The organism is Sedimentitalea sediminis, assembly GCF_042687825.1.
Lineage (GTDB): Bacteria > Pseudomonadota > Alphaproteobacteria > Rhodobacterales > Rhodobacteraceae > Sedimentitalea.
Map to the genome: position 1 here is coordinate 32,162 of NZ_JBHUQE010000006.1, position 23,021 is coordinate 55,182.

19 protein-coding genes are annotated in these 23,021 nt (G+C 66.1%); 6 read left to right on the forward strand and 13 right to left on the reverse strand.

What is annotated here, in order from left to right; all coding sequences use genetic code 11:
• Positions 1-65 precede the first annotated feature (65 nt).
• Entirely contained in the window at positions 66-830 is a 765-nt protein-coding gene (locus ACFMPD_RS06885) for a class I SAM-dependent methyltransferase (protein WP_380993057.1), read from the reverse strand.
• A gap of 61 nt (positions 831-891) precedes the next feature.
• Here ACFMPD_RS06885 and gloB point away from each other — a divergent pair, with 61 nt between their 5' ends.
• The 3 genes from gloB to ACFMPD_RS06900 all read left to right on the forward strand — a co-directional run bounded on the left by gloB (position 892) and on the right by ACFMPD_RS06900 (position 5,125).
• Entirely contained in the window at positions 892-1,659 is a 768-nt protein-coding gene (gloB, locus tag ACFMPD_RS06890) for a hydroxyacylglutathione hydrolase (RefSeq protein WP_380993058.1), read from the forward strand.
• 173 nt (positions 1,660-1,832) lie between these two features.
• Entirely contained in the window at positions 1,833-4,154 is a 2,322-nt protein-coding gene (gene clpA, locus ACFMPD_RS06895) for an ATP-dependent Clp protease ATP-binding subunit ClpA (protein WP_380993059.1), read from the forward strand.
• Positions 4,154-5,125, forward strand: a complete 972-nt coding sequence (locus ACFMPD_RS06900) for a M23 family metallopeptidase (RefSeq protein WP_380993060.1) — start codon at positions 4,154-4,156, stop codon at positions 5,123-5,125. Before clpA ends, ACFMPD_RS06900 begins: the two co-directional genes overlap by 1 nt.
• Before the next feature lie 6 nt (positions 5,126-5,131).
• Here the strand turns inward: ACFMPD_RS06900 and ACFMPD_RS06905 are convergent, their stop codons facing one another.
• From ACFMPD_RS06905 to ACFMPD_RS06915, 3 genes are all read right to left on the reverse strand, one after another.
• Positions 5,132-7,111, reverse strand: coding sequence for a peptidoglycan -binding protein (locus ACFMPD_RS06905; RefSeq protein WP_380993061.1), 1,980 nt, complete (start codon positions 7,109-7,111; stop codon positions 5,132-5,134).
• Between the two features lie 3 nt (positions 7,112-7,114).
• Positions 7,115-8,332: a biopolymer transporter ExbB gene (locus ACFMPD_RS06910; RefSeq protein ID WP_380993062.1), complete on the reverse strand. Its 1,218-nt coding sequence runs from the start codon at positions 8,330-8,332 to the stop codon at positions 7,115-7,117.
• A gap of 69 nt (positions 8,333-8,401) precedes the next feature.
• Positions 8,402-8,932 carry a gamma-glutamylcyclotransferase gene (locus ACFMPD_RS06915; RefSeq protein ID WP_380993063.1) on the reverse strand — a complete coding sequence of 177 codons (531 nt, stop codon included), beginning with the start codon at positions 8,930-8,932 and terminating at the stop codon, positions 8,402-8,404.
• 66 nt (positions 8,933-8,998) lie between these two features.
• Between ACFMPD_RS06915 and ACFMPD_RS06920 the strand changes: the two genes are divergently transcribed.
• Positions 8,999-10,000: a DUF2125 domain-containing protein gene (locus ACFMPD_RS06920; protein ID WP_380993064.1), complete on the forward strand. Its 1,002-nt coding sequence runs from the start codon at positions 8,999-9,001 to the stop codon at positions 9,998-10,000.
• Here the strand turns inward: ACFMPD_RS06920 and ACFMPD_RS06925 are convergent.
• The 4 genes from ACFMPD_RS06925 to ACFMPD_RS06940 all read right to left on the reverse strand — a co-directional run bounded on the left by ACFMPD_RS06925 (position 9,997) and on the right by ACFMPD_RS06940 (position 14,317).
• The gene (locus tag ACFMPD_RS06925) at positions 9,997-10,662 is read right to left on the reverse strand and encodes an extensin-like domain-containing protein (protein WP_380993065.1); all 666 of its coding nucleotides are present in this window, start codon (positions 10,660-10,662) and stop codon (positions 9,997-9,999) included. The two genes, ACFMPD_RS06920 and ACFMPD_RS06925, sit on opposite strands and share 4 nt — an antisense overlap.
• Positions 10,663-10,817: 155 nt before the next feature.
• A complete protein-coding gene (locus tag ACFMPD_RS06930; RefSeq protein ID WP_380993066.1) occupies positions 10,818-11,741 on the reverse strand; it encodes a prephenate/arogenate dehydrogenase family protein in 924 nt (307 codons plus the stop codon).
• Positions 11,738-12,823: a histidinol-phosphate transaminase gene (gene hisC, locus ACFMPD_RS06935; RefSeq protein WP_380993067.1), complete on the reverse strand. Its 1,086-nt coding sequence runs from the start codon at positions 12,821-12,823 to the stop codon at positions 11,738-11,740. Before hisC ends, ACFMPD_RS06930 begins: the two co-directional genes overlap by 4 nt.
• Before the next feature lie 63 nt (positions 12,824-12,886).
• A complete protein-coding gene (locus tag ACFMPD_RS06940; RefSeq protein WP_380993068.1) occupies positions 12,887-14,317 on the reverse strand; it encodes an aminotransferase class V-fold PLP-dependent enzyme in 1,431 nt (476 codons plus the stop codon).
• Between the two features lie 102 nt (positions 14,318-14,419).
• On the opposite strand from ACFMPD_RS06940, the gene ACFMPD_RS06945 reads away from it, so the two are divergent.
• A complete protein-coding gene (locus tag ACFMPD_RS06945; protein WP_380993069.1) occupies positions 14,420-14,881 on the forward strand; it encodes an Lrp/AsnC family transcriptional regulator in 462 nt (153 codons plus the stop codon).
• 72 nt (positions 14,882-14,953) lie between these two features.
• Here ACFMPD_RS06945 and ACFMPD_RS06950 read toward each other — a convergent pair whose 3' ends face one another.
• Both ACFMPD_RS06950 and rpsD read right to left on the reverse strand, forming a co-directional pair.
• The gene (locus ACFMPD_RS06950; protein ID WP_380993070.1) at positions 14,954-16,375 is read right to left on the reverse strand and encodes a homospermidine synthase; all 1,422 of its coding nucleotides are present in this window, start codon (positions 16,373-16,375) and stop codon (positions 14,954-14,956) included.
• 175 nt (positions 16,376-16,550) lie between these two features.
• A complete protein-coding gene (gene rpsD, locus ACFMPD_RS06955; RefSeq protein WP_380993071.1) occupies positions 16,551-17,171 on the reverse strand; it encodes a 30S ribosomal protein S4 in 621 nt (206 codons plus the stop codon).
• Between the two features lie 216 nt (positions 17,172-17,387).
• Between rpsD and ACFMPD_RS06960 the strand changes: the two genes are divergently transcribed.
• Positions 17,388-18,314 (forward strand): ribokinase, encoded by a 927-nt coding sequence (locus tag ACFMPD_RS06960; RefSeq protein ID WP_380993072.1) that lies wholly within the window; start codon positions 17,388-17,390, stop codon positions 18,312-18,314.
• A 16-nt stretch (positions 18,315-18,330) separates the two neighbouring features.
• Here the strand turns inward: ACFMPD_RS06960 and ACFMPD_RS06965 are convergent, their stop codons facing one another.
• From ACFMPD_RS06965 to ACFMPD_RS06975, 3 genes are all read right to left on the reverse strand, one after another.
• Positions 18,331-20,073, reverse strand: coding sequence for a hydantoinase B/oxoprolinase family protein (locus ACFMPD_RS06965; RefSeq protein ID WP_380993073.1), 1,743 nt, complete (start codon positions 20,071-20,073; stop codon positions 18,331-18,333).
• Entirely contained in the window at positions 20,070-22,130 is a 2,061-nt protein-coding gene (locus tag ACFMPD_RS06970; RefSeq protein WP_380993074.1) for a hydantoinase/oxoprolinase family protein, read from the reverse strand. The genes ACFMPD_RS06965 and ACFMPD_RS06970 overlap by 4 nt, the downstream gene beginning before the upstream one ends.
• 84 nt (positions 22,131-22,214) lie before the next feature.
• A complete protein-coding gene (locus tag ACFMPD_RS06975) occupies positions 22,215-22,997 on the reverse strand; it encodes a copper chaperone PCu(A)C (protein ID WP_380993075.1) in 783 nt (260 codons plus the stop codon).
• Positions 22,998-23,021: the final 24 nt, after the last annotated feature.

A 23,021-nucleotide genomic window follows, 5' to 3' on the forward strand; every position in this document is an offset into this window, starting at 1 on the left:
TTTGTCCGATTCCTGCGGCCCCCGGGGCGGGAATTGCGACAAAAAACGCCGTCCCCGTGCAGCGTCTAGGGGCGCGGGTCAGATCGCACCGGGGCGCCCACCGGTTCGGCCAGCCCCTTCAGCGCCTTGATTGGGCGTTTCGCGATCTCCTTGACGATGGTGCCGGCGGGCGGCTGCACCCGTTTGCTGGCCTCGACCATGACGACGCCGCCGGGCAGGATACGCGGCAGCCGATTGCCAAACTTTTCGATCAAGGGGCCAGATTTCAGCCAGAAATGCCGCGTAGATGGTGGCAGGTACAGGGCTGCGGCGTGGCGTTCCGGCAGGAAAAGCTGCTGTTTCAGCTGCGCTTCGAGCTGGCCCAGCGAATAGGGCCTGCCAAAGCCGAACGGCGTGCGGTCGTTGCGCGACCACAATCCGGCCCTGTTGGGCACGATGAACAGCGCCTTGCCGCCCGGACCCAGCACCCGCCAGCATTCCTCGAGCAGGCGCGACGGGCGTTCGGACGCCTCGAGCCCGTGCATGACCACCAGGCGGTCGACATGGCCGGTTTCGATCGGCCACAGAGTTTCCTCGGACAGGACGGACACATTCGGCTGGCCGGCAGGCCAGGGCATCACCCCCTGCGGCGCCGGCATCAGGGCGATGATCCGGCGCGCGTCTTCCAGATACGGGCGCAGCAGCGGCACCGCAAAGCCAAACCCGGCCACGGTCTGGCCCTTGGCCTCGGGCCACATCTGCAGCATCCGCTTGCGTACCGAGGTCTGCGCCGCACGCCCCAGCGTGCTGCGATAATAGAAATTGCGTAGGTCCTGCACGTCAAGATGCATTGCGGGTGCCCGTATGTTCAGACAAGCTATATTTAGTACAACAACGAAAGGGTGAAAGGCCATGCCTCTTGAAATCGTCACCATTCCCTGTCTCGCCGACAATTATGCCTTTCTTGCCCATGATCCGGCCAGTGGCGAGACCCTGCTGGTGGACGTGCCCGACGCGGCGCCGATCCTGGCGGCACTGCGGGAGCGCGACTGGCGGCTGACCCAGGTGTTTCTGACGCATCATCATGCGGATCACGTTCAGGGTCTGGCCGCGGTGCTGCAACAGCATGACGCCCGGGTGATCGGAGCGGCGGCGGACGCCCATCGCCTGCCGTCCCTGGACGTCGCCGTGGCCGAGGGCGACACGGTGTCGGTCGGTGCCGAAACCGGCCGGGTGATCGACGTGTCGGGGCACACGCTCGGTCATCTGGCGCTGCATTTTCCGGACAGCCGCGTGGTGTTCACCGCGGACAGCCTGATGGCGCTGGGCTGCGGGCGCCTATTCGAGGGCACGGCGCCACAGATGTGGGCCTCGTTGTCGAAACTGGCTGCCCTTCCGGCCGATACCACCGTCTGTTCAGGGCATGAATACACGCAGGCCAACGGAGCCTTTGCCCTGACCATCGAGCCGGACAATCCGGACCTGGCTGGCCGGGTGCGCGACATCGCTGCCCGGCGCGCGGCAGGGCAGCCGACGGTGCCGTCGCAGCTGGCGCTGGAACTGGCCACCAACCCGTTTCTGCGCGCGGCCGATCCCGGTGTTCAGGCCCAGATCGGCATGAGCGGGGCGAATCCGGCGGATGTCTTTGCCGAGATTCGCGCCAGAAAGGACCGCTTTTGATGCCGGCTTTGGCGGCGTCAAGCCCCGGCTCACGGCTTTTGTGACCGAAAAATGAAAGAAAAGCCTTGAAGCCCGGGTATGATCAACCAAACTCTAATAATATGGGGACATGGTTGGAATAGGGGCGCAGCAGATAATGCATCCCGCCCGACCCAGACAAGAGGAGCACGCCGGTGCCTTCATTCTCGAGCACATTGGAACAGGCCATTCACGCCGCGCTTGCGCTGGCGAATGAGCGGCGACACGAATTCGCAACGCTGGAACACCTGTTGCTGGCGCTGCTGGACGAACCGGACGCAACCCGGGTGATGAAAGCATGCAGCGTCGATCTGAACGAATTGCGCAGCACCCTGGTGGAATTCATCGACGAAGACCTGTCCAACCTGGTCACCGATATCGACGGTTCCGAGGCGGTGCCGACCGCCGCGTTCCAGCGGGTGATCCAGCGCGCCGCGATCCACGTGCAATCCTCGGGCCGCACCGAGGTTACGGGCGCCAACGTGCTGGTGGCGATCTTTGCCGAGCGTGAAAGCAACGCCGCCTATTTCCTGCAGGAGCAGGAGATGACCCGCTATGATGCGGTGAACTTCATCGCCCATGGTGTCGCCAAGGACCCGGCCTTTGGCGAGTCTCGTCCGGTGTCCGGTGCCCCGGAACAGGAAGAAGAGCCCCAGAACGTTACCGAGGGCGAAAAGAAAGAGAGCGCGCTGGCGAAATACTGCGTCGACCTGAATGCCAAGTCGCGGGAGGGCGATATCGATCCCTTGATCGGGCGCAACGAAGAGGTCGAGCGCTGCATCCAGGTGCTGTGCCGCCGGCGCAAGAACAATCCGCTGCTGGTTGGAGATCCGGGCGTCGGCAAGACCGCCATCGCCGAAGGGCTGGCCCGTCAGATCGTGGCCGGCGAAACCCCCGAGATCCTCTCCAAGACCACGATTTATTCGCTGGATATGGGGGCGCTGCTGGCCGGCACCCGCTATCGCGGCGATTTCGAAGAGCGGCTCAAGGCCGTGGTCGCCGAACTCGAGGATCATCCGGATGCCGTGCTGTTCATCGACGAGATTCATACCGTGATCGGGGCCGGCGCCACGTCCGGCGGCGCGATGGATGCCAGCAACCTGCTGAAACCCGCCCTGCAGGGCGGCAAGCTGCGCACCATGGGGTCGACCACCTACAAGGAATTCCGCCAGCATTTCGAGAAGGATCGGGCGCTGTCACGGCGGTTCCAAAAGATCGACGTCAACGAACCATCGGTCGAAGACACCGTCAAGATCCTGAAAGGGCTGAAGCCGTATTTCGAGGAGCATCACAGCGTCAAGTACACAGCCGATGCGATCAAGACCTCGGTGGAACTGGCGGCGCGCTATATCAACGACCGCAAACTGCCGGACAGCGCCATCGACGTGATCGACGAGGCCGGCGCGGCGCAGCATCTGGTAATCGCGGCCAAGCGGCGCAAGACCATCGGTACGAAAGAGGTCGAGGCTGTCGTGGCCAAGATTGCCCGGATCCCGCCCAAGAATGTCAGCAAGGACGACGCCGAGGTCCTGAAGGATCTGGAAAGTGCGCTGAAACGTGTGGTGTTCGGCCAGGACCCGGCCATCACGGCGCTGGCCAGCGCCATCAAACTGTCGCGTGCCGGCCTGCGCGAGCCAGAAAAACCCATCGGCAATTATCTTTTCGCCGGGCCGACCGGCGTCGGCAAGACCGAGGTGGCCAAGCAGCTGGCTGATACGCTGGGAGTCGAACTGCTGCGGTTCGATATGTCCGAATACATGGAGAAACATGCCGTCAGCCGCCTGATCGGTGCACCGCCGGGATATGTCGGTTTCGATCAGGGCGGCATGCTGACCGATGGTGTCGATCAGCATCCGCACTGCGTGTTGCTGCTGGACGAGATCGAAAAGGCGCATCCGGATGTCTACAACATCCTCTTGCAGGTCATGGACCATGGCGAACTGACCGACCATAACGGCCGCACCGTCAGCTTCCGCAACGTGGTTCTGATCATGACCAGCAATGCCGGTGCCGCCGAACAGGCGCAATCCGCTATCGGATTTGGCCGGGACCGGCGCGAGGGCGAGGATACGGCAGCGATCGAACGCACCTTCACGCCGGAATTCCGCAACCGCCTGGACGCGGTAATCTCCTTTGCTCCGCTGCCCAAGTCGGTGATCCTGCAGGTTGTCGAGAAATTCGTGCTGCAGCTCGAGGCGCAGTTGATGGACCGTAATGTCACGATCGAACTGACCCGACCGGCGGCGGAATGGCTGGCCGACAAGGGCTATGACGACAAGATGGGCGCGCGCCCCCTGGGTCGCATCATCCAGGAGCACATCAAGAAACCGCTGGCAGAGGAATTGCTGTTCGGCAAACTCGCCAAGGGCGGCGTGGTCAAGGTCGGCCTGAAGGAAGGCAAGCTGGACTTGCGGATCGAGGGGCCGGACAAGCCACGCCTGTCGGGAAACAAGCCGCCGCTGCTGACCGCCGACTGATGCGCGCGGCCCTGGTGGCCTCTGCGCTTTCGCTCGCCGCTCCGATTGCGGCGGGCGAGTTGACGCTGACGATTCCGATCGACTGTATCCCGGGAGAAACCTGTTACATCCAGAATTTCGTGGATCGGGACCCGACCGAGCAGGTCCGGGATTTCCAGTGTGGAAGCCTGAGCTATGACGGCCACAAGGGCACCGATTTTGCGTTGCCGGCGCTGAGCGACATGCAACGGGGCGTAAACGTTCTGGCCTCCGCCCCCGGTACGGTTACCGCCGTACGGGACGGCATGCCGGATATCCTGTTTGATCCGGCAAGTGCCGAAGGCATACGCGGAAAGGAATGCGGCAACGGCGTTTTGCTGCGCCATCCGGACGGCTGGGAAACCCAGTATTGTCACATGAAGTCGGGCTCGGTTCGGGTCCGTTCCGGCGACCAGGTCGAGGCGGGAACGGTCTTGGGGCAGGTCGGCCTCAGTGGCAAGACCACGTTTCCGCATGTACATCTTTCGGTGCGCCGCGATGGGCGGCGGGTCGATCCCTTTGATCCCGACGGCGACGCCGATCTTGCCACCTGTACCCCGCCGGAGCGGACCTTGTGGCGCGAAGCGCCGGACTATGTGCCCGGCGGGCTGATCTCGGCGGGTTTCGCTCAGGATATGCCCGGCTATGATGCCATTAAGGCCGGAACCGCAGCGCGCGACCGGCTGCCGCGAACGGCGCCGGCGCTGGTGCTTTTCGGCTTTGCCTATGGCGGTCGGACGGGCGACGAGATCGATCTGCAGATCACCGGTCCGGACGGGCCTGTTCTGACCCAGCGGGTCGAACTGAACCGGAACCAGGGCCAGTTCTTTCGCGCCGCCGGTAAACGTCTTCGGTCCGGACGCTGGGCCAGCGGCGCCTATCACGGCACCGTCCGGATCCTGCGCGATGGTCAGGAACTGAGCCGCAGGATGGTCCAGGTCACGTTGGAATAGCAGGCGCTATTTTTCCGTCAGTTTCAGTTCGATCCGGCGATTCTGGGCGCGTGCCTGGGGGGTGTTGGCCGGGTTGACCGGCTGATACTGGCCAAAGCCGTTCGCCGCCAGACGCTGCGGCGGGATGTCCAGCGCCTCGACCATATAGCGGACCACCGACAGCGCCCGGCCCTGACTGAGTTCCCAATTGTCGCGATAGCGGCGCGAGCCGATCATCGGCGTGTCGTCGGTATGTCCGTCGACGCGGATGACCCAATCCAGTTCAGGCGGAATGTCGGCCGCGACATCGCGCAGGATGGCAGCGACCTTGGCAATCTCGGCCCGACCCGCTGCGGACAGTTCGGCCCGGCCCGGGGGAAACAGCACTTCCGAGGAAAAAACGAACCTGTCGCCCTCGATCCGCACGCCCTCGCGGTTGCCCAGCACCGCGCGCAGCCTGCCAAAAAACTCTGACCGATACCGTTGCAGATCCTGGGCCTGGGCCTGCAATTCGCGCGCCGTGGCCGCCAGTTTGCGGGCTTCCTCGGCCAGGCGCTTGCGTTCGGTTTCTTCAAGCAGCCGACGCTTGCGCTCTTCCGAGGCGGCCCGGGCCAGCGCGGCGTTCAGATCGGCACCCAGCGCCTCCAGCTGAACCTGGGCGGCTGCGTCGCGCTGTTTGTAGTCATCCAGCAGCGCCTGCAGGCCACCCAACTGTGCGCGCAGCGCGGCAATCTGTTGGTTCAGCAGAGCCGTCTGGCGTCGGGTTTCGGTGGAGATCTCCTTTTCCTCGGCCAGCGCAGCCTTGGCCTGGGCCAGCAAGGCGGCGCGTTGCTCGGCCAGTGTCAGGCGCTGGCTGGCCGCGGATTCTGCCTGTTGCCGGGCGGTCAGTGCTGCCGTCAGCCGGGCCTGCAGAAGATCGCGGTCGCTGGCAGCCACCTGTGCCCGTTCCAGCGCCTCGAGAGCTTGCAGCAACCGGTCTTCGGCGGTGGCGCGTTCATCCGACGAAACCCGGGCGTTCTGCTGCAGGGTCTTCAGGTCGGCGCGCGCCGACTCCAGTTGGGCCTGCAGATTGGTGCGATCCGACCGGGCTTGGGCAAGTTCGGCGCGCAATTCGGTTTCCGTGGCGGCGCTGTTCGCGCGGGCCTCTTGCAGCGCGCGGTCCAGATCGGTTTGATCGCGCCGCATTTGATCCAGCGTGCGCGTCAACTGATCCACCAGCGCATCGCGGGTACCGGTTTCGGCCTGCGCAGCGTCGAGCCGGGTCAGCGCATCGGCAAGTTCATCATCCAGCCGGTCGCGCGCGACTTCGGCGGCGGCCAGCAGGGTCAGGGTGTCTTCGGCGGCCTTGCGCTGGGCCTCCAGCGCCAGGGTCATCGCGGTCAGTTCCGCATCTGCGTCGCGCAGCCGCGCGCGCAAGGCTTCGGCTGCCGCGGCTTCGGTCAGGCGGGCGGCCTCCCGGTCGTTCAGGGCCTGTTGAGCCTGGTTCAAACGGGCGGTATTGTCCTTGTCCCGCTGTCGCAATTCGGCCAGCAAGGTCTGCAGTGCCTCGCGCTCGGTGCCCGAGGCTGCCAGCTCGCGCAGCGCTTGATCGCGCTCGGCCAACAGGCCGGCCACCTGCGCTTCGAACGCGGTGATCTGGGTCTGCGCGGCCTGCAGCGCCTGCGCCTGGCGATCCCGCTGGGCGGTCAGGGTGTTGATCGCCGTGGTCTGCTCGGCCAGATCGTCCCGAGCCTGGTTCAGGGTGCTGTTCAACTCGCCCATGCGGGTTTCCAACTGCCGGCGCTGGCGTTCTTCCAGCCCCAGCGCCCGGGCCAGCGCATCGACCTCGGCGGACAGGGTGTCCAGTTCGCTTTCCTGTCCCGAGATGGTTTCACGCAGCACGAACTGCACCACCATGAATATCGTCAGCAGGAACATCAGAACCAGCAACAGCCCGGTCATCGCATCGACGAAACCGGGCCAGATCGAGGCCTGAAACCGGGTTCCGCTGCGCCGAGTCAGGGCCATGGCTCAGTCCGTCCCGCCGATATCCGTCCCGCCGGTGCCTGCCCGGGACGGGGCGGAGGCCACTTGGCTGGGGTCGCGCGGGCGGGTCAGCGACGTGACCAACAGCTCGACCGTCTTGCGGAACTCGGCCAGGCTTTCCTGGCGACCGGCCGAGATCTCTTCGAGGATGCGCAGCAGCTGCACGTCGATCGAGCGCAACCGCATCCGGCTTTCGGCATCCATTCCTTCGGCCGCAGCCTGGGCACGCAACGTGTCGACCAGGTCGTTCTGGTTGTGGGCAAAACGGTCCAGCGACGCGGCGACCTCGTCTGACGAGGCATCGCGGTCGTTGCGTTCGGTCAATACGGCGACCAGATCGCCCAAACGGGCATCCGTCACGGCGCGAGCGGCCTCGGCGCGGGCGAACAGCCGCTGCAGGGCGTCCACCTGTTCGGCCAGGTGATCGACCATCCCCGCAGCACCGCCGGTCTCGGCCGCGCCGTCCTCGCCAGAGGAAAAACCGACGCGAGTGATCGAGGACAGCCATTCCTCGAGTTCGCGATAAAACCGGTTTTGACCATGCCCGGCGAACAATTCCAGCAGGCCGACGATCAGCGATCCGGCCAGTCCCAGCAGCGAACTGGCAAAGGCCACGCCCATGCCGCCCAACTGTTTTTCCAGCCCGCTCATCAGGCGGTTGAACACCGCCAGCCCCTCTTCGCCTTCTTGCGGCGCCAGGCTGCGGATGGTGTCGACCACGGCAGGCACGGTCGTGGCCAGCCCGTAAAACGTACCCAGCAGCCCGAGAAAGATCAGCAGGTTGACGATATAGCGCGTGATGTCGCGTTCTTCGTCGATGCGGGTGGCAACCGAATCCAGGATCGACCGGGTCGAGGATGCGCTAAGTTGCATGCGCGCCCCGCGCGACCGCAGCAGCGACGCCAGCGGCGCCAACAATTGCGGCGGCCGGGCGGCGCTGTCGGCCTCGCCGCTGGCAAAGCGTTCGATCCAGCGCACCGAGCCGATCAGTTGCGTGACCTGGTAAAACGTGGCCAGCACACCGATGACAAAGACGAACAGGATGAACCCGTTGAGATAGGGGTTGGCTTCGAACACCGGCAACACCCGGGGCAGAGCGACGAATATGCCGAACCCGGACAGGCCGAGCGCCGTCAGCATCATGAGGATCTGACGCACCGGTTGACTGAACTGCGGTCTGGGTTCGCGATCTGGCTGCGCCATGCGCCCTTTTCCTGACACGTGTCTGCTCTGCGCCAAGCCTACAGATTTATTCTGCGCCGTGCCAAGGGTTTATCCGGTCAGCGCCCGGACGCGGTTGGCCAGCCAGTCGAGGTCGGGGTCATGCAGGCCGATTTCGAACAGATGATCGGTGGTGTTGAACAGATATTCGGTGTTCGGGCCGCGCCCGCCGATCGCGCGGGCGATGATCCGGGCCTGTTCCTCTAGTTCCAGACCGCCGCAATACTGCACGTGGTCCGGGTCGATCACATAGGTGATGGCGGTCACGGTCTCGCCGTTCTGCAGGGTCACCGGCAGGGTCTTTTCCAGATAGGCCGACGAGATCAGTTCGCGTTCCCGCAGATAGTCCAGGGTTGGCGCCTCGCGCCCCGCGGCCACCGCCAGGGCCATGCCTTCGCAGACGGCGCCGGGCAATTCGTCCAGGGCCAGCACCAGACCGGGTTCGGCCTCGGTGCCGCGGTGATGGATCGAACGCATGCAGAACGAGCGGGAGTAGCCCGCCAGGGTCGCCACCGAGCGCTGCGCGACCTCGAAACCGGGATTCCACAGCAACGAGCCGTATCCGAACACCCACATTGTCATCTTGCTGGTCCTTGTTGATTGCGCCCTATAAACAGCAAAGCATTGTGCTGGAAAAGAGGCCAATTGATGATCCGTCTGCTGAAACTGGGCGTTGTGGTGGGCCTGCTCTGGTCGCTGTACTGGTATGGTGCGGCCTATAGTCTGCGGCAGGGTATTTCCGGCTGGTTTGCGGCCCAGGCGGCGCGCGGCTGGCAGGCGGATTTCGCCGACATTTCGACCTCTGGATACCCCTTGCGCCATATCACCACCCTGACCAGCCCGGCGCTGGCCGATCCGGTCACTGGCACTGCCTGGCAGGCCGACTGGTTGCATCTGGACAACCCGGCGATCTGGCCCGGCCGGCAAAGCCTGATCTTTCCGGCCGGCCCGCAGCGCCTGTCGTATTTCGATCAGACGGTCGTGTTGTCGGCCGACGGCATGGTCGCCGATCTGCATCTGGCGCCCGGGACCGATCTTGCCCTGCAGCGCATGGCGCTGACGTCGGGGTCGTGGCAGATCAGCGGGCGCCGAGGCCCCGTGGCCGGTGCGCAGGGCGCGACCGTGGCTATGGTGCAGACCGGGAACCCCGAGACCTATCAGTTCGATGTCGCCGCACCCGGGTTTACGCCGGGCGATTTCGTGCGCCGCGCCGCCGGCGCGGATTTGGCCCTGCCGGCCAGTTTCGAAACGCTGGAACTGGACATGCAGGTGCAGTTCGATCGGCCCTGGGACCGCCGGGCATTGGAAGACCGGCGGCCGCAGCCGGTGGCGATCGACCTCAGGCTGGCCAGCGCCAAATGGGGGGCGTTGTCGGTCTATGCGGCCGGGCAGGTGACGGTGGACGGCGACGGGGTGCCCACCGGCAATCTGGCGCTCAAGGCTGAGAACTGGCGCGATATGCTGCTGCTTCTGCAACGGTCGGGGGCGTTGCCCGAAATCGCTCTGGAAGCGACCGCCAGGCTGTTGAACATGCTGTCCGGCATTAGCGGCAACCCCGACGCGCTGGACGTTGATCTGACCTTGCAGGGCGGGCTGATCACGCTGGGTCCGTTCCCGCTGGGTCCGGCGCCGCGTCTGTTTCTGCGTTAGCGGCAGTACGGGCCGCTGCGATAGCTGGCCGTGTCGAAATGAAAGTGATCTCGGTGATAGCGGTCCGAATCCGGCCCCAGCGTGGTGCCGAAGGGTCCGCAGGCGCGGCGATAGGCCTTGCGCAGCGGACGCAGCGTCGTGCCCTGGCCCCAGCCCCGCAGGACCGTGATGACCTCGCCGTCCATCATGGTAAACGCCGACAGGTCGATGGCATTGCCCTTGCCGTGTTCGGAAATCCGCGCGCCCTTGCGGTTGTTGCGGGTGCGACAGGCGTAATGGGCGGCGACCTTCATCTCGACCACCGGGCCGCGTTGGCGAAAGGCCGGTTTCAACCCCTTGTCGGTCCAACTGCGCAGGGCGATTGCGGTCTTGCAGTTCATCAGGGCCGGCGGGTTCAGCCGCACGCCCGACACGGCGGTGACGCGCACCGCGTCCTGAATGCCGCAGACCTTGAGCCGCCCCGGGACATGCCCGACATTTTCGCCCTGAATGTCGATGTCGCCACAGACCGCGCCCTTGCGGCGCAGGCGGCGCTTGGCCATGGCCTGCTGTACGATATCGTCGGGCCGCAACCAGGGCCGGGCGGACAGGTCCGGCGACAGAAAGGCCAGACGCCCCGGGCGGGCGGCGGCCGCCAAAACCTGTTCCGAAACGGGGCGCATCTGCGGCCGCACCTGGCCGGTCTGCCTAACGATCAGGTCCGCCGGGGGCGCGGCTTGGGGGCGGGCCTGCGGGTGCAACGAGGTCGCCGGGGCGTGGGCAAGGCCAGGCAGGGCCCAAAGGGACAGCAGCACGGCAAGGACCACCGGCGCCCGGTTCACGGCGACGTCTTCTTGCGGCCGAAATCCGGAGCGTCGGTGTCCTGTCCCGCCTCGATGATACCGCGCCGGATCGCCCGGGTGCGGGTGAAATAGGCGTGAAGGTGATCGCCATCCCCAGTGCGGATGGCGCGCTGCAGGGCAAAAAGCTCTTCGGTGAACCGGCCGAGAATCTCCAGCGTCGCGTCCTTGTTGTTCAGGAACACGTCGCGCCACATGGTCGGGTCGCTGGCGGCGATGCGGGTGAAATCGCGAAAGCCTGCGGCGGAATACTTGATGACTTCGCTGTCGGTGACCCGGCGCAGATCGTCGGCCACGCCAACCATCGTATAGGCGATCAGGTGCGGTGCGTGGCTGGTGACGGCCAGCACCAGGTCGTGATGGTCGGCATCCATCACGTCGACATGCGACCCCAGTCCGTTCCACAGTGCCCGCAGGCGCGCAATCGGTGCCTCGGACGTGCCCGCGACCGGCACCAGCAGGCACCAGCGGTCGTCAAACAGCTCGGCAAAGCCGCTTTCCGGGCCGGAATGCTCGGTTCCGGCCAGCGGGTGGGCGGGAACAAAATGCACGTTGTCGGGCAGATGCGGGCCGACCGCCTGGATCACGGCGCGTTTGACCGAACCCACATCGCTGACCGTGGCGCCGGGCTTCAGCCGCGGGGCGATGTCGCGCGCCACCTGCTCCATCGCGCCGACCGGCACGCAGAGCACCACCAGGTCGGCGTCCTCGACCGCCTCGGCCGCACTGTCGCAGACCCGGTCGCACAGCCCGATGCGCCGCGCGGTGTCGCGGGTGGCCTGGCTGCGGGCATAGCCGGTGACCTCGCGCGCCAGCCCGCCGCGGCGGATTCCCCAGAACATCGACGAGGCGATCAGACCCAGGCCGATCAGGGCCACGCGGTCATAGACCGGGCCGCTCATGCTGCACCGCCCTTGAACGCGGCCACGGCGGCGGCGACCCGGCGGCAACCGGTCTCGTCGCCGACGGTGATGCGCAACGCGGCGGGCAGGTTATAGCCGGCGACCCGGCGCACGATCAATCCGCGGCTCTGCAAATAGGCGTCGCAGGCCGTGGCCTCGTCGGGGCTGGCAAAGCGGGCCAGGATGAAATTGCTGCACGACGCATCCGAGGGCACGCCGGCTGCGGCCAGTTCCGCCGACAGCCAGGCCCGCCAGTGTGCGTTTTCGCGGCGGCAATGGGCGACGAAACCCTGATCACGCACCGCCGCCTCGGCCGCCGCCAGCGCGGTTGCCGACAGGTTGAACGGTTGCCTGATGCGGTTCAGCACGTCGATGATGTCGCGCGGGGCATAGCCCCAGCCGACCCGCAACCCGCCCAGCCCGTAGATCTTGGAAAAGGTCCGGGTCATGATGACGTTGCCGCGCGCCGCGACCAGACCGGCGCCGCCGTCAAAACCGTCGACGAATTCGGCATAGGCCCCGTCCAGCACCAGCAGCGCCCCCGCCGGCAACCCGTCGGCCAGCCGTGCCACTTCGTCATCCGGCAGCATGGTCGATGTGGGATTGCCGGGATTGGCGATGAACACCACCCGGGTCCGGTCATTGCAGGCCGCCAGGATCGTGTCCACATCGACCCGGCGTTCGGTCTCGGCCACCTGAACCGGGGTTGCCCCCACCATGCGCGCCAGGATCGGGTACATGGCAAAGCCGTGCTCGGTATAGATGACCTCGTCGCCCGGCCCGGCATAGGCATGCACCACGAATTGCAGCACTTCGTCCGACCCGACGCCGCAGATGATCCGGTCGGGGTCCAGCCCGTGCACCGCGCCAATCGCCGCGCGCAGCGCGGCGTGATCGGTCGACGGATAGCGGTGCAGCGTCGCGGCGCTGTCGCGGACCGCCTGCATCGCCGCGGGGCTGGGGCCCAGCGGATTTTCGTTGCTGGACAGCTTGATGACATCGGTCATGCCGGCGACATGCGCGGCCCCGCCCTGATACAGGGCGATGTCCATGATACCGGGCTGCGGCGTGATCAGGCTCATGTCGGGGCTCCTCGAATGTGCCCTCTCATAACGTCCCGCCGGGGCGGTGAAAAGCCGCAAACCTCAGGCGGCCCGGGCGCCCGCCTTGTACCGCGCCGTGGCCGGATCGACGCGATAACGCGGCGCGTGCCGGGCGGTGGTGCGGCTCAGGTCGTTGACGCTGTCGATGATATAGCGCACCGTGTCCTCGGTCATCAAATAGCTGAAATTCAGCCGGACCCAACCGGGTTTGCGCAATTCCTTGCCGGCCAGGATATCGGCATGCAGCGCCTCAGAGGCGGCGCGGTCGATGCCCAGCAGCCGATGCGCATAGGGACCGGCGCAGGCACAGCCGCCACGGGCCTGAATGCCATAGATATCGCTGAGCATCCGGGTGAACAGCTGCTGATGCACTGGCGTGCCGTCCCCATCGCGCACCAGAAAGGAAAAGATCGGCAACCGGTGCGGCCGGTCGATCCCCAGCAAAGTCAGGTGCGGGTTGTCCCGCCAGCCCTGCAGCGCCATGCGGTTATAGCGCGCCTCGCGCTCGGCAACGACCTCGGTGCCCACGGCATCCTTGACCATGAAGGCCAGCGCCGCGCGAATGTCGCCGATCACGTTCGGCGTGCCGGCTTCTTCGCGCGCGGCCAGATCGCCGGAATAGTCGTGCCGCCAGGGCGACACAAAGCTGACCGTGCCGCCGCCGGGCCAACTGGGTGCTGCGCTGCGCACGGCGGTCTGGTTCAGAACCAGCACGCCCGAGGCCCCGGGGCCGCCGGGAAACTTGTGCGGCGAGATCACGACGGCATCCTTGCGCGCCTCTGGCCCGTCGGCCATGTCGATGGGCAGATAGGGGCCGGCTCCGGCATAATCCCAGATCGCCAGCGCGCCATGCGCCTTGAGCAACCGGGTCACCGGACCGGTCTCGGTGATCACGCCGGTGACGTTCGAAGCCGCCGAAAAGCTGCCGACCAGAAGGTCGCTGTCGGCATGCGCTTGCAGGGCCCGGGCCAGCGCGTCCAGGTCCGGGCCGCCGTCGCGCGCCTCGGGGATTTCGACGATCCGGGCCCGGCTTTCGCGCCAGGGCAGAATGTTTGAGTGATGCTCGTAGGGGCCGATGAACACCACCGGGTTCTGCGCCCGGTTGACCCCCAACAGGTTGACCAGCCGGTTCAGACCGGCGGTGGCCCCGGCACCGGCAAAGATCACCGCGTCGTCGGACCCGGCGCCGACCTGACGGGCGATTTCGGCCCGGGCCTGACGCCGCAGATTGGTCATGTACGTCCCGCAATAGGAGGCCTCGGTATGGCTGTTGGCGTAAAACGGCAGGACATGGGCGGTGACAAAATCCTCGACCTGCCGCAGGGCCCGACCCGAGGCGACATAATCCGCATAGACCAGCGGCACCGCGCCGTTCAGGCCCGGGATCAGCATGCCATCGCCGATCACTCCCGCGCCAAGGGTGTTTTCCTGTATGGCGGCGGTCAGCGTTTCGCGAAAAAGGGTCAGGGTCATCTGCCAGGCTCCATGTTGCCTGAGCAATATGATGGCCGATCCGCGATAAAACCCTGCTTATTTTTGTGGAAAAATCCGATAAATCGGGTCATATGATAGGCTGTGGCTAAAAAACTCGATCAGATAGACCTGCGATTGTTGCGCGCGCTGCAATTGGATGCCGGCCTTTCGCAACGCGATCTGGCGGACCGGATCGGCCTCTCGCAGAACGCCTGTTGGCGGCGTTTGCGGGCGCTGACCGATGCGGGCATTCTCAACGGATCGACCGCGCGCATCGACCGGCGCAAGCTGGGGCTGGATCTGGTGGTCTTTGTGATGCTGCGCACCCGGCACCATTCGACCGAATGGCTGCGCGGTTTTCGCCGCCATGTGCTGACCATTCCCGAAGTGGTCGATTTCCACCGGATCGGCGGCGATTACGACTATCAACTCAAGGTGGTGACTCAGGACATGGCCAGTTTTGACCAAGTCTATCAGCGCCTGATCGAAAAGGTCGAACTGGACAGTGTCACCTCGTATTTCGCCATGGAGGCGATTGCCGAGGGCCGCCCGCTGCCACTGTAGAACGCGGCGCGGTCATCGCCCTGCGCCCGGTCGGACGGCAGGGCCATGGAACGCGACCGCCTGATATTCGCCTCAGGTCGCCAGCACGTTGCGGAACTGCCAGGGGTCGCTTTCGTCGATATCCTCGGGGAAATGTTCCCAGCGGTCCTGCAGTGGCGTCCAGTCGGTGTAATGCGCCTCGACCGGGCCCAGATAGGGGCGCTGGACCTCAAGGCACAGATCGTGGTCCATCTCGTCGGTCTCGACGATGCCCGCCTCGGGGTTCCGCAATGCCCAGACCATGCCGGCCAGCACCGCGCTGGTGACCTGCAGGCCGGTGGCGTTCTGAAAGGGCGCCAGCGCGCGGGTTTCGGCATTCGACAGGCGCGAGCCGAACCACAGCGCGTTCTTTTCGTGGCCATAGAGCAGCACGCCCAGTTCGTCGATCCCCTCGACAATCTCGTCCACATCCAGAATTTGATGCTCGGTCTGCTGCCGGCCCGAGCCGAACATCTCGTGCAGCGACAGCACCGCGTCGTCGCAGGGGTGATAGGCATAGTGGCAGGTCGGGCGGAAATCCGGCGCGGCGGCGTCGCCCACGGTATAGTAATCGGCGATCGAGATCGCCTCGTTATGGGTCACCAGAAAGCCGAATTGCGGCCCCGGGGTCGGGCACCAGGTATGCACCCGGGTGATCGCACCGGGCCGATCCAGCCAGATGCCCGCCATGCAGCCCGTGTCCGGACGATGGCCGTTTTCCGGAAACCACGTCTCGTGCGTGCCCCAGCCCAGTTCGGCGGGCTGGAACCCCTCGGCGATGAAACCCTCGACCGACCAGGTGTTGACAAAGACGTTGCGCGGGCGCGGCTGGCGGCGGGCCTGGGTGTCGCGCTCGGCGATATGCACGCCCTTGACACCCAGCGACTGCATCAGTGCGGCCCAGCCGGCGCGATTGTCCGGGGCTTCGACCTCGCGACCGGTGTCGCGCGCCAGCGTCAGCAGCGCCTCTTTCACGAACCAGCTGACCATGCCGGGATTGGCGCCGCAGCAGCTGACCGCCGTGGTGCCGCCCGGATTGGCGGCCTTTTCGTCGCGTACCTTTTGGCGCAAGGCGTAATTGGTGCGCTCTGCATTGTCCTCGGTGTCGAAATAGTAGCCCGCCCAGGGCTCGACCACGGTGTCTATATACAGCACGCCGATCTCGCGGCAGAATTTCATCAGGTCCAGCGACGAGGTGTCGACGCTGAGATTGACGCAGAACCCCTTGCCCTCGGCAAACAGCTCGCCCAGCACCTGGCGGTAATTGTCGGGCGTGATGGCCACCTGTTCGTGCCGGATGCCGTGCTGGGACAGGAACAGATGGGTATCCGGATTGGGGTCGATCACCACCAGCTTGTCCGCGTCATAGTCGAAATGGCGCTGGATCAGCGGCAGCGTGCCCTTGCCGATAGAGCCAAAGCCGATGATGACGATGGGGCCATCTATGCGTCCGTATTCGGGGTGGGATTTGGGCATGGGGCGCTCCTGATCTGTATTGCGGGCGGGGCCGTGGCCGGGCCGTTGAGCGCCTGATTAGAGGAACCCGCCGAAAAATCAAAATGGAAACTCACCGGGTCGGACGGCGCAGTGGCAAAACGCAAGAGGCCGCGCCAGTTGGCGCGGCCCCGGACCGGTCAAACCCCAGCGGGTTCTAGTTCTTGGCGTAGAATTCGACGACCAGGTTCGGTTCCATCATCACCGGATAGGGTACGTCGCCCAGACCCGGGGTGCGCACGAAGGTCGCGGTCATCTTGGAATGGTCGGCGTCGATGTAATCCGGCACATCGCGCTCGGACAACTGGGTGGCTTCCAGCAGCACCGTCAGTTGCTTGGACTTGTCGCGCACTTCGATCACGTCGCCTTCCTTGACGCGGTACGACGGGATGTTCACGCGTTTACCGTTCACCTTGACATGGCCGTGGTTCACGAACTGGCGGGCGGCAAAGACCGTCGCCACGAACTTTGCGCGGTAAACGACGGCGTCCAGGCGACGCTCCAGCAGGCCGATCAGGTTTTCACCGGTGTCGCCCTTGACCCGCTCGGCCTCGGCATAGATGCGGCGGAACTGTTTCTCGGTCAGATCGCCGTAATAGCCCTTGAGCTTTTGCTTGGCGCGCAGCTGGATGCCGAAATCGCTGATCTTGCCCTTGCGGCGCTGGCCGTGCTGGCCGGGGCCGTATTCGCGGCGGTTGACCGGGGATTTCGGGCGGCCCCAGATGTTTTCGCCCATGCGGCGGTCGAGTTTGTACTTGGCAGACGTGCGTTTGGTCACGGCTGATCTCCTTCTGCAGGCGCGGCCCGCGGGCCGCTATGAAGGGCGTTGTCCTCTGGATTGCTCCTGACAGGCATTCCCTTGCGGGGGCCACCAACACCAACGATGCCGCGCTTACAGGGCCGGGTGGGGCAGAGTCAACCGCTATTGCGCCGGCTTGACAGGCGTGGATCGGCGCGACCAACTGCAACGGGTCGGGACAGCGGGGCGCAGGGCATGGGCAAGGTGGTCATTCTGGGGATTTTCATGGCCGATACCGCCTATCGGGCGGACCGGCTGCCGCGCATCGGCGAGACCCTGCCGGGGCGCGGATTCATGCTGGGGCCGGGGGGCAAGGGGTCGAACCAGGCGGTGGCCTGTGCCCGAATTGGTGCCGAGACACATATCGTCACCCGGCTGGGCCAGGACGATTTCGCGGGCATGGCCCAGGCGACCTGGGCGGCGGCGGGCGTGACCGGCCATGTCCGGCAGGTGGCGGACAGCCATACCGGGGCTGCCTTTATCTTTGTCGACGACGCCACCGGGGACAACGCGATCATCATCGCGCCCGGTGCGGCGGCCGGTATCGGCCCTGCCGATGTCCAGGCGCAGGCCGGGCTGATCGGCACGGCGGATGTATTCGTGACCCAGCTGGAACAGCCGGTCGAGGCGGCGGCGCGCGGGCTGGAGATCGCGCGGCAGGCCGGAGTAACCACCATTCTGAACCCGGCCCCGGCGGCGGCTCTGCCCCCCGGAATGCTGGCGCTGTGCGACTACGCCACGCCGAACGAAACCGAGGCCGAGGCGCTGACCGGCATGGCGGTCGACAGCGATGCGACGGCCGGTCGCGCTGCCGAACGGCTGCGCGAGATGGGAGTCGGCTGCCCGATCATTACCCTGGGCGCGCGCGGCGTCTGGATGCACGGTCACGGCCTGGTGCCCGCCATCACAGCCGGCGCGGTGGTGGACACCACCGGCGCGGGCGACGCGTTCAACGGCGGCTTTGCGGCGGCGCTGTCGCAGGGCTTGGACCCCGAACAGGCGGTCCGGGTCGGTTGTGCCACGGCCGGGCTGGCGGTGACGCGGCCCGGAACCGCCGCCTCGATGCCGACCGGGGCCGAGGTTCGGGCGCTGATGGCGGACCCGTCGCTCGGGGCGGTCTGATGCCGGTCGAGGTGCGTCAGCGCGCGGCGCGCAGGACCGCGGTGGCGGCCGTGTCCACGCTCAGCGGCGCGCCACACAGTACCACGCCAAACAAGTCGCGGGCCTGGGCCGCGCTGTAACGGCCCAGCCGCACGTCCTGCAGCACCGCCTCGGGTGGCCGCGCGAACGGGTCGCCATAGCCGCCGCCGCCGGGGGTGCGGACATGCACACGGTCGCCGGGGGCCAGCGGAATGTCCTGCTCCTTGGACAGGTGATCGGGCGTATGTGCCTGTCCGTCGCGCCAGACGGTCACCCGATTGACGCCGCCATCGCCGCCGCCGCGCACGCCCTGCGGGCCGAACCGACCATGATCCATGACGAAACTGGCAGTGGCGGTGCCGCGGCGCAGTTCGACCATGTAATCCAGCCCGAACCCGCCGCGATGGGTGCCGGCGCCGCCCGACCCCTCGTGCAGCCGGTAATGGTGATAGAGCACCGGAAAGGCCTGCTCCATGATCTCGACCGGCGGCGCCTTGGAAATACCGATGGTGGAACAGCCGTTGGACAGCCCGTCATGATCGGCATTGCCGCCATAGCCGCCGCCGGAAATCTGGTACATCACATAGTCGCGCCCGCGCGCCGGATCATGGCCGCCCAGGGCGAAATTGCCGCTGGTACCGGCGGGGGCGGCGGTGACCCGGTCGGGCAGGACCTGGACCAGTGCGGCGAACACCGCCTCGGCGATGCGCTGGCTGACTTCGGCGGCGCAGCCCGAGACCGGGCGCGGATAGCGGGCATCCAGGAACGTGCCCGCCACCCCGCTGACCCGCAGCGGCTCAAAGGCGCCGGCGCTCATCGGCACCTCGGGAAAGACGTGGCGCATCGCCAGATAGACCGAGCTGAGCGTCGTCGCCAGCACCGAGTTCATCGGCCCCTTGCAGGGCGGGCTGGACCCCGTGAAATCAAAGCTCAGGTCATCGCCTCGCCGGGACACTGCCAGCCGGATTTCCAGCGGTTCGTTGACCACCCCGTCACTGTCGATCCAGGCGCTGGCGCGATAGGTGCCGGGCGGGATTTCGGCAATAAAGGCGCGCATCTGTATCGCCGCCCGCCGGCGCAGTTCGGCAATCGCCTCGGTCACGGTCGCATTGCCATAGCGGTCCAGCAGCGCGTTCAGCCGGTCCTCGCCCACCAGCAGCGCGGCGGCCTGCGCCTTGACATCGCCGATGCGCTGGTCGGCAACGCGGATGTTGGAGGAAATGATCGCCATGATCTCGGGATCCAGCACGCCCTGTTTGAACAGCCGTACCGGCGGCAGGCGCAGCCCCTCCTGTTCGACCGCCGTGGCGCTGGCCGAGAATCCGCCGGGCACCACCCCGCCGGTATCGGGCCAGTGTCCGGTATTGGACAGCCAGCAATAGATTTCGCCATTGCGATAAAACGGCCGGGCAAAGCGCACATCCATCAGGTGGGTGCCGCCCAGATAGGGATCGTTGACGATATAGATATCGTCCGGCTGCGGCGTTGCCGCCTTGCCGGACGCGATCATCGCGATCAGCGTGCGGGTGGAATATTGCATGGTGCCGACAAAAACCGGCAGCCCCCCCGCGCCCTGCGCGATCAGGGCGCCGTCCACGGCGTCATAAATGCCGTCGCTGCGGTCGTTGGCCTCGGCGATCACCGGCGAAAAGGCGGCGCGCGAAAACGACAGGTCCATTTCGTCGCAAACCTGCTGCAGCCCGGCCTGGATGACCGACAGGGTGATCGGATCGAGGCTCATGTGGTGCCCCCGATCGCGATGAGGATGTTGCCATCCGCATCCCCTGTCGCCGTGTCGTCCGGTTCGATCAGCAGCGTCGTGTCCATCTGCTGCACGATGGCCGGGCCGGGCAGGGTGAAATCTGCGGGCAGGTGGTCGCGCCAATAGACCGGCGTGACCTGCCAGGCGCCCTGCACATACACCGGACGCTCGCCGGTCCTTGCCGCCTGCAGATCCGCCTTGCGCCCGGCGGGGTCGATCAGCGCGCTCAGGTCCAGTTCGGCCCGGGCGCCGATCACCGAGCAATTGGCATTGACCAGGCTGGCGCGGATATCGTCCAACTGGACCCGGAAGCGTCGGAAATAGGCGGCCTCGAACAGCGCCTGCAGAGCGTCCATCGACAGGTCGGGTGCGGGCAGGGGCACGCGCAGCAGATGGGTCTGGCCGATGAACTGCATGTCGACGCTGTACTGGGGACGAATACCGCGAATCTCGATATTTTCCGCGGTGATCAGGGCCGTGCCCTCGGCGGTCTGGGCGGCGAAAATCTGTGCCAGACGGCCTGGTTCCAGCCGGTCCAGCGGCGTGTTGATCGTGTTGACGAAATCGTGGCGCAGATCGGCGACGACGCATCCGATGGCATTGGTGATGCCCGGACGACTGGGCACGATCACCCGCGGGATCGACAATTCGCGGGCCAGCGCCGTGGCATGCAGGGGGCCGGCGCCGCCAAAGGAAAACAGGGCAAAATCGCGCGGATCGGCCCCCAGCGAGATCGACACCATGCGGATCGCGCCGGCCATCTTCATGTTGGCGATCTCGATCACCGCAGCGGCGGCCTGCACCGCGTCCAGCCCCAGCGGCACGCCCAGTTTTTCGGCAAAGACGCGGTGCAGGTGATCCGGCGACACGCCGCCCCTGACCGCGTTCAGCCCGGCCGGATCCAGCCGGCCCAGAATCAGATTGGCGTCCGAAATCGTCGGTTCGCTGCCGCCCCGGCCATAGCAGATCGGCCCCGGATCGGCGCCGGCGCTGTCCGGGCCGATTTCCAGCAGCCCGGCCGGGTTGACCCGCGCGATCGAGCCGCCACCGGCGCCGACGGTGCGCACATCGACCATCGGCACATGTATCGGCATCGCGTATTCGATCTCGATCTCGTTGCTGACCGAGGGTTCGGCATCGCGGACCAGCGCGACATCGGTCGAGGTGCCGCCCATGTCATAGGTTATCAGGTTCTCGATGCCCGCCTTGCGCCCTGTATAGGCGGCGGCCATCACGCCCGAGGCCGGACCCGACATCACCGTCTTGGCGGCTTCGTTTGCCACGCGCTCCGAGCCGACCATGCCGCCATTGCCGTTCATCACCAGCACCTGGCCGCGATAGCCGCCCTTGTCGAGTTCGGCCACCAGGCGCCGCAGATACCGGTCAAGCAGCGGCTGCACCGCGGCATTGGCCGCCGCCGTCACCCCGCGTTCAAACTCGCGGCTTTCCGACAGCAACGCATGGCCCATGGTGATGTGATTATTGGGCCAGAGCTCTGACAGGATCCGGGCGGCGCGCAATTCGTGAGTCGGATTGGCATAAGCGTGCAGGAAATGCACCACCACCGACTCGCATCCCGCCGCCAGCAGAGTCTGCCCGGCGATCGCGACCGCCGCGTCGTCCAGAACCCGCAGGACCTGGCCGGTGGCGTCCATGCGTTCGGGCACCTCCAGCCGCAGGTCACGCGGGATCAGCGGAGTGAATTCACCGGTCATGCCATAGGGTTGCGGGCGGGTGCGGCGGCCCAGTTCCAGCACGTCGCGAAAGCCCTGGGTGGTGATCAGCCCGGTGCGCGCCAGCTTGCGTTCCAGCACCGCATTGGTGGTGGTCGTGGTGCCGTGCACGATCAGGTCCAGCGCCGCCAGGTCGCACCCGGCCTGATCCAGCGCATCCAGCACGCCAAAGGCCTGGTTGTCCGGCGTGCTGGGCACCTTGGACAGCCGCACCCGACCGGTCGCCTGATCCAGTTCGACCAGATCGGTAAAGGTTCCGCCGACATCGACGCCCACAACCGCTCCGTGGGAGTTTGCTGCCATCGTGTCTTCGCCCCCTGTTTGCCCCTCTTGATCCGGTCGCTGCAAGACCGCGCGCGTGACGGCGCCGCTGCGACCGGCGTTGCCTCAGTGCACGATGATTTCCGCGGTGGCCGTGACCGGCTGGCCGTCGACCAGATAGACACGGTGGTCGTTGGTGTGCAGCGTCACGCGGATTTCGTGCCGACCCGGCGGTAGGGCGCCGATGCGGGCACCGGGTTGGTGCAGGCGCTGCAGCCTGAGCCCGCCGAGATAGAGAATGCCATATCCGGTGCCGGGCACATGTTCGGTCATCTCGTCTTCTTCGGAAAAGGTGAACCCCGCCGTCGTGACCTGGACGATCCAGCCGACGCCATCGGGCTGAACCTGCAAGGTGATGTCGGGCGTGGGCGGGCCTTCAGTTTGTGCAAGGGGGGCGCCAAGCCCGGCCTGACCGGCAGCCGCCCGCGAAATTGGCTCGCCCAATGGGGCCTGGATGCGCAGCTCGTCCGCGTGCTGGAACCGCAGGGTGATCGGAATCATCCGCCCCGGAACCAGCGCGCCGCCGACCCCCTCGAGCACGATATGCGCACCGTCCGGGGCCAGTTCCGTCCGGCTGGGACCGGGCATTGCCAGACCGGCATCCGCCACCGATCCGTCCAACCGTGCCCGCCGGGCGACGATCGAGCGGACCGCCACCAGCCGGTCGGCATCGCCGCTGTTGTGCAGCGTCAGGAACACACCGACGCTGCCCTTTGCGTCGCGCAGGGGGGCGGCGTTGATTTTGCTGACCCGAACGTCGCCCTGTTGCGTGCGCAACACCAGCAGGAAAATCGCAACAGCGATCAACACCAGAATGCCGAGGGCTGCGGTCGGTTTTACGGCTTTCATCCGCGGTTCCTCCCGGTAACATCG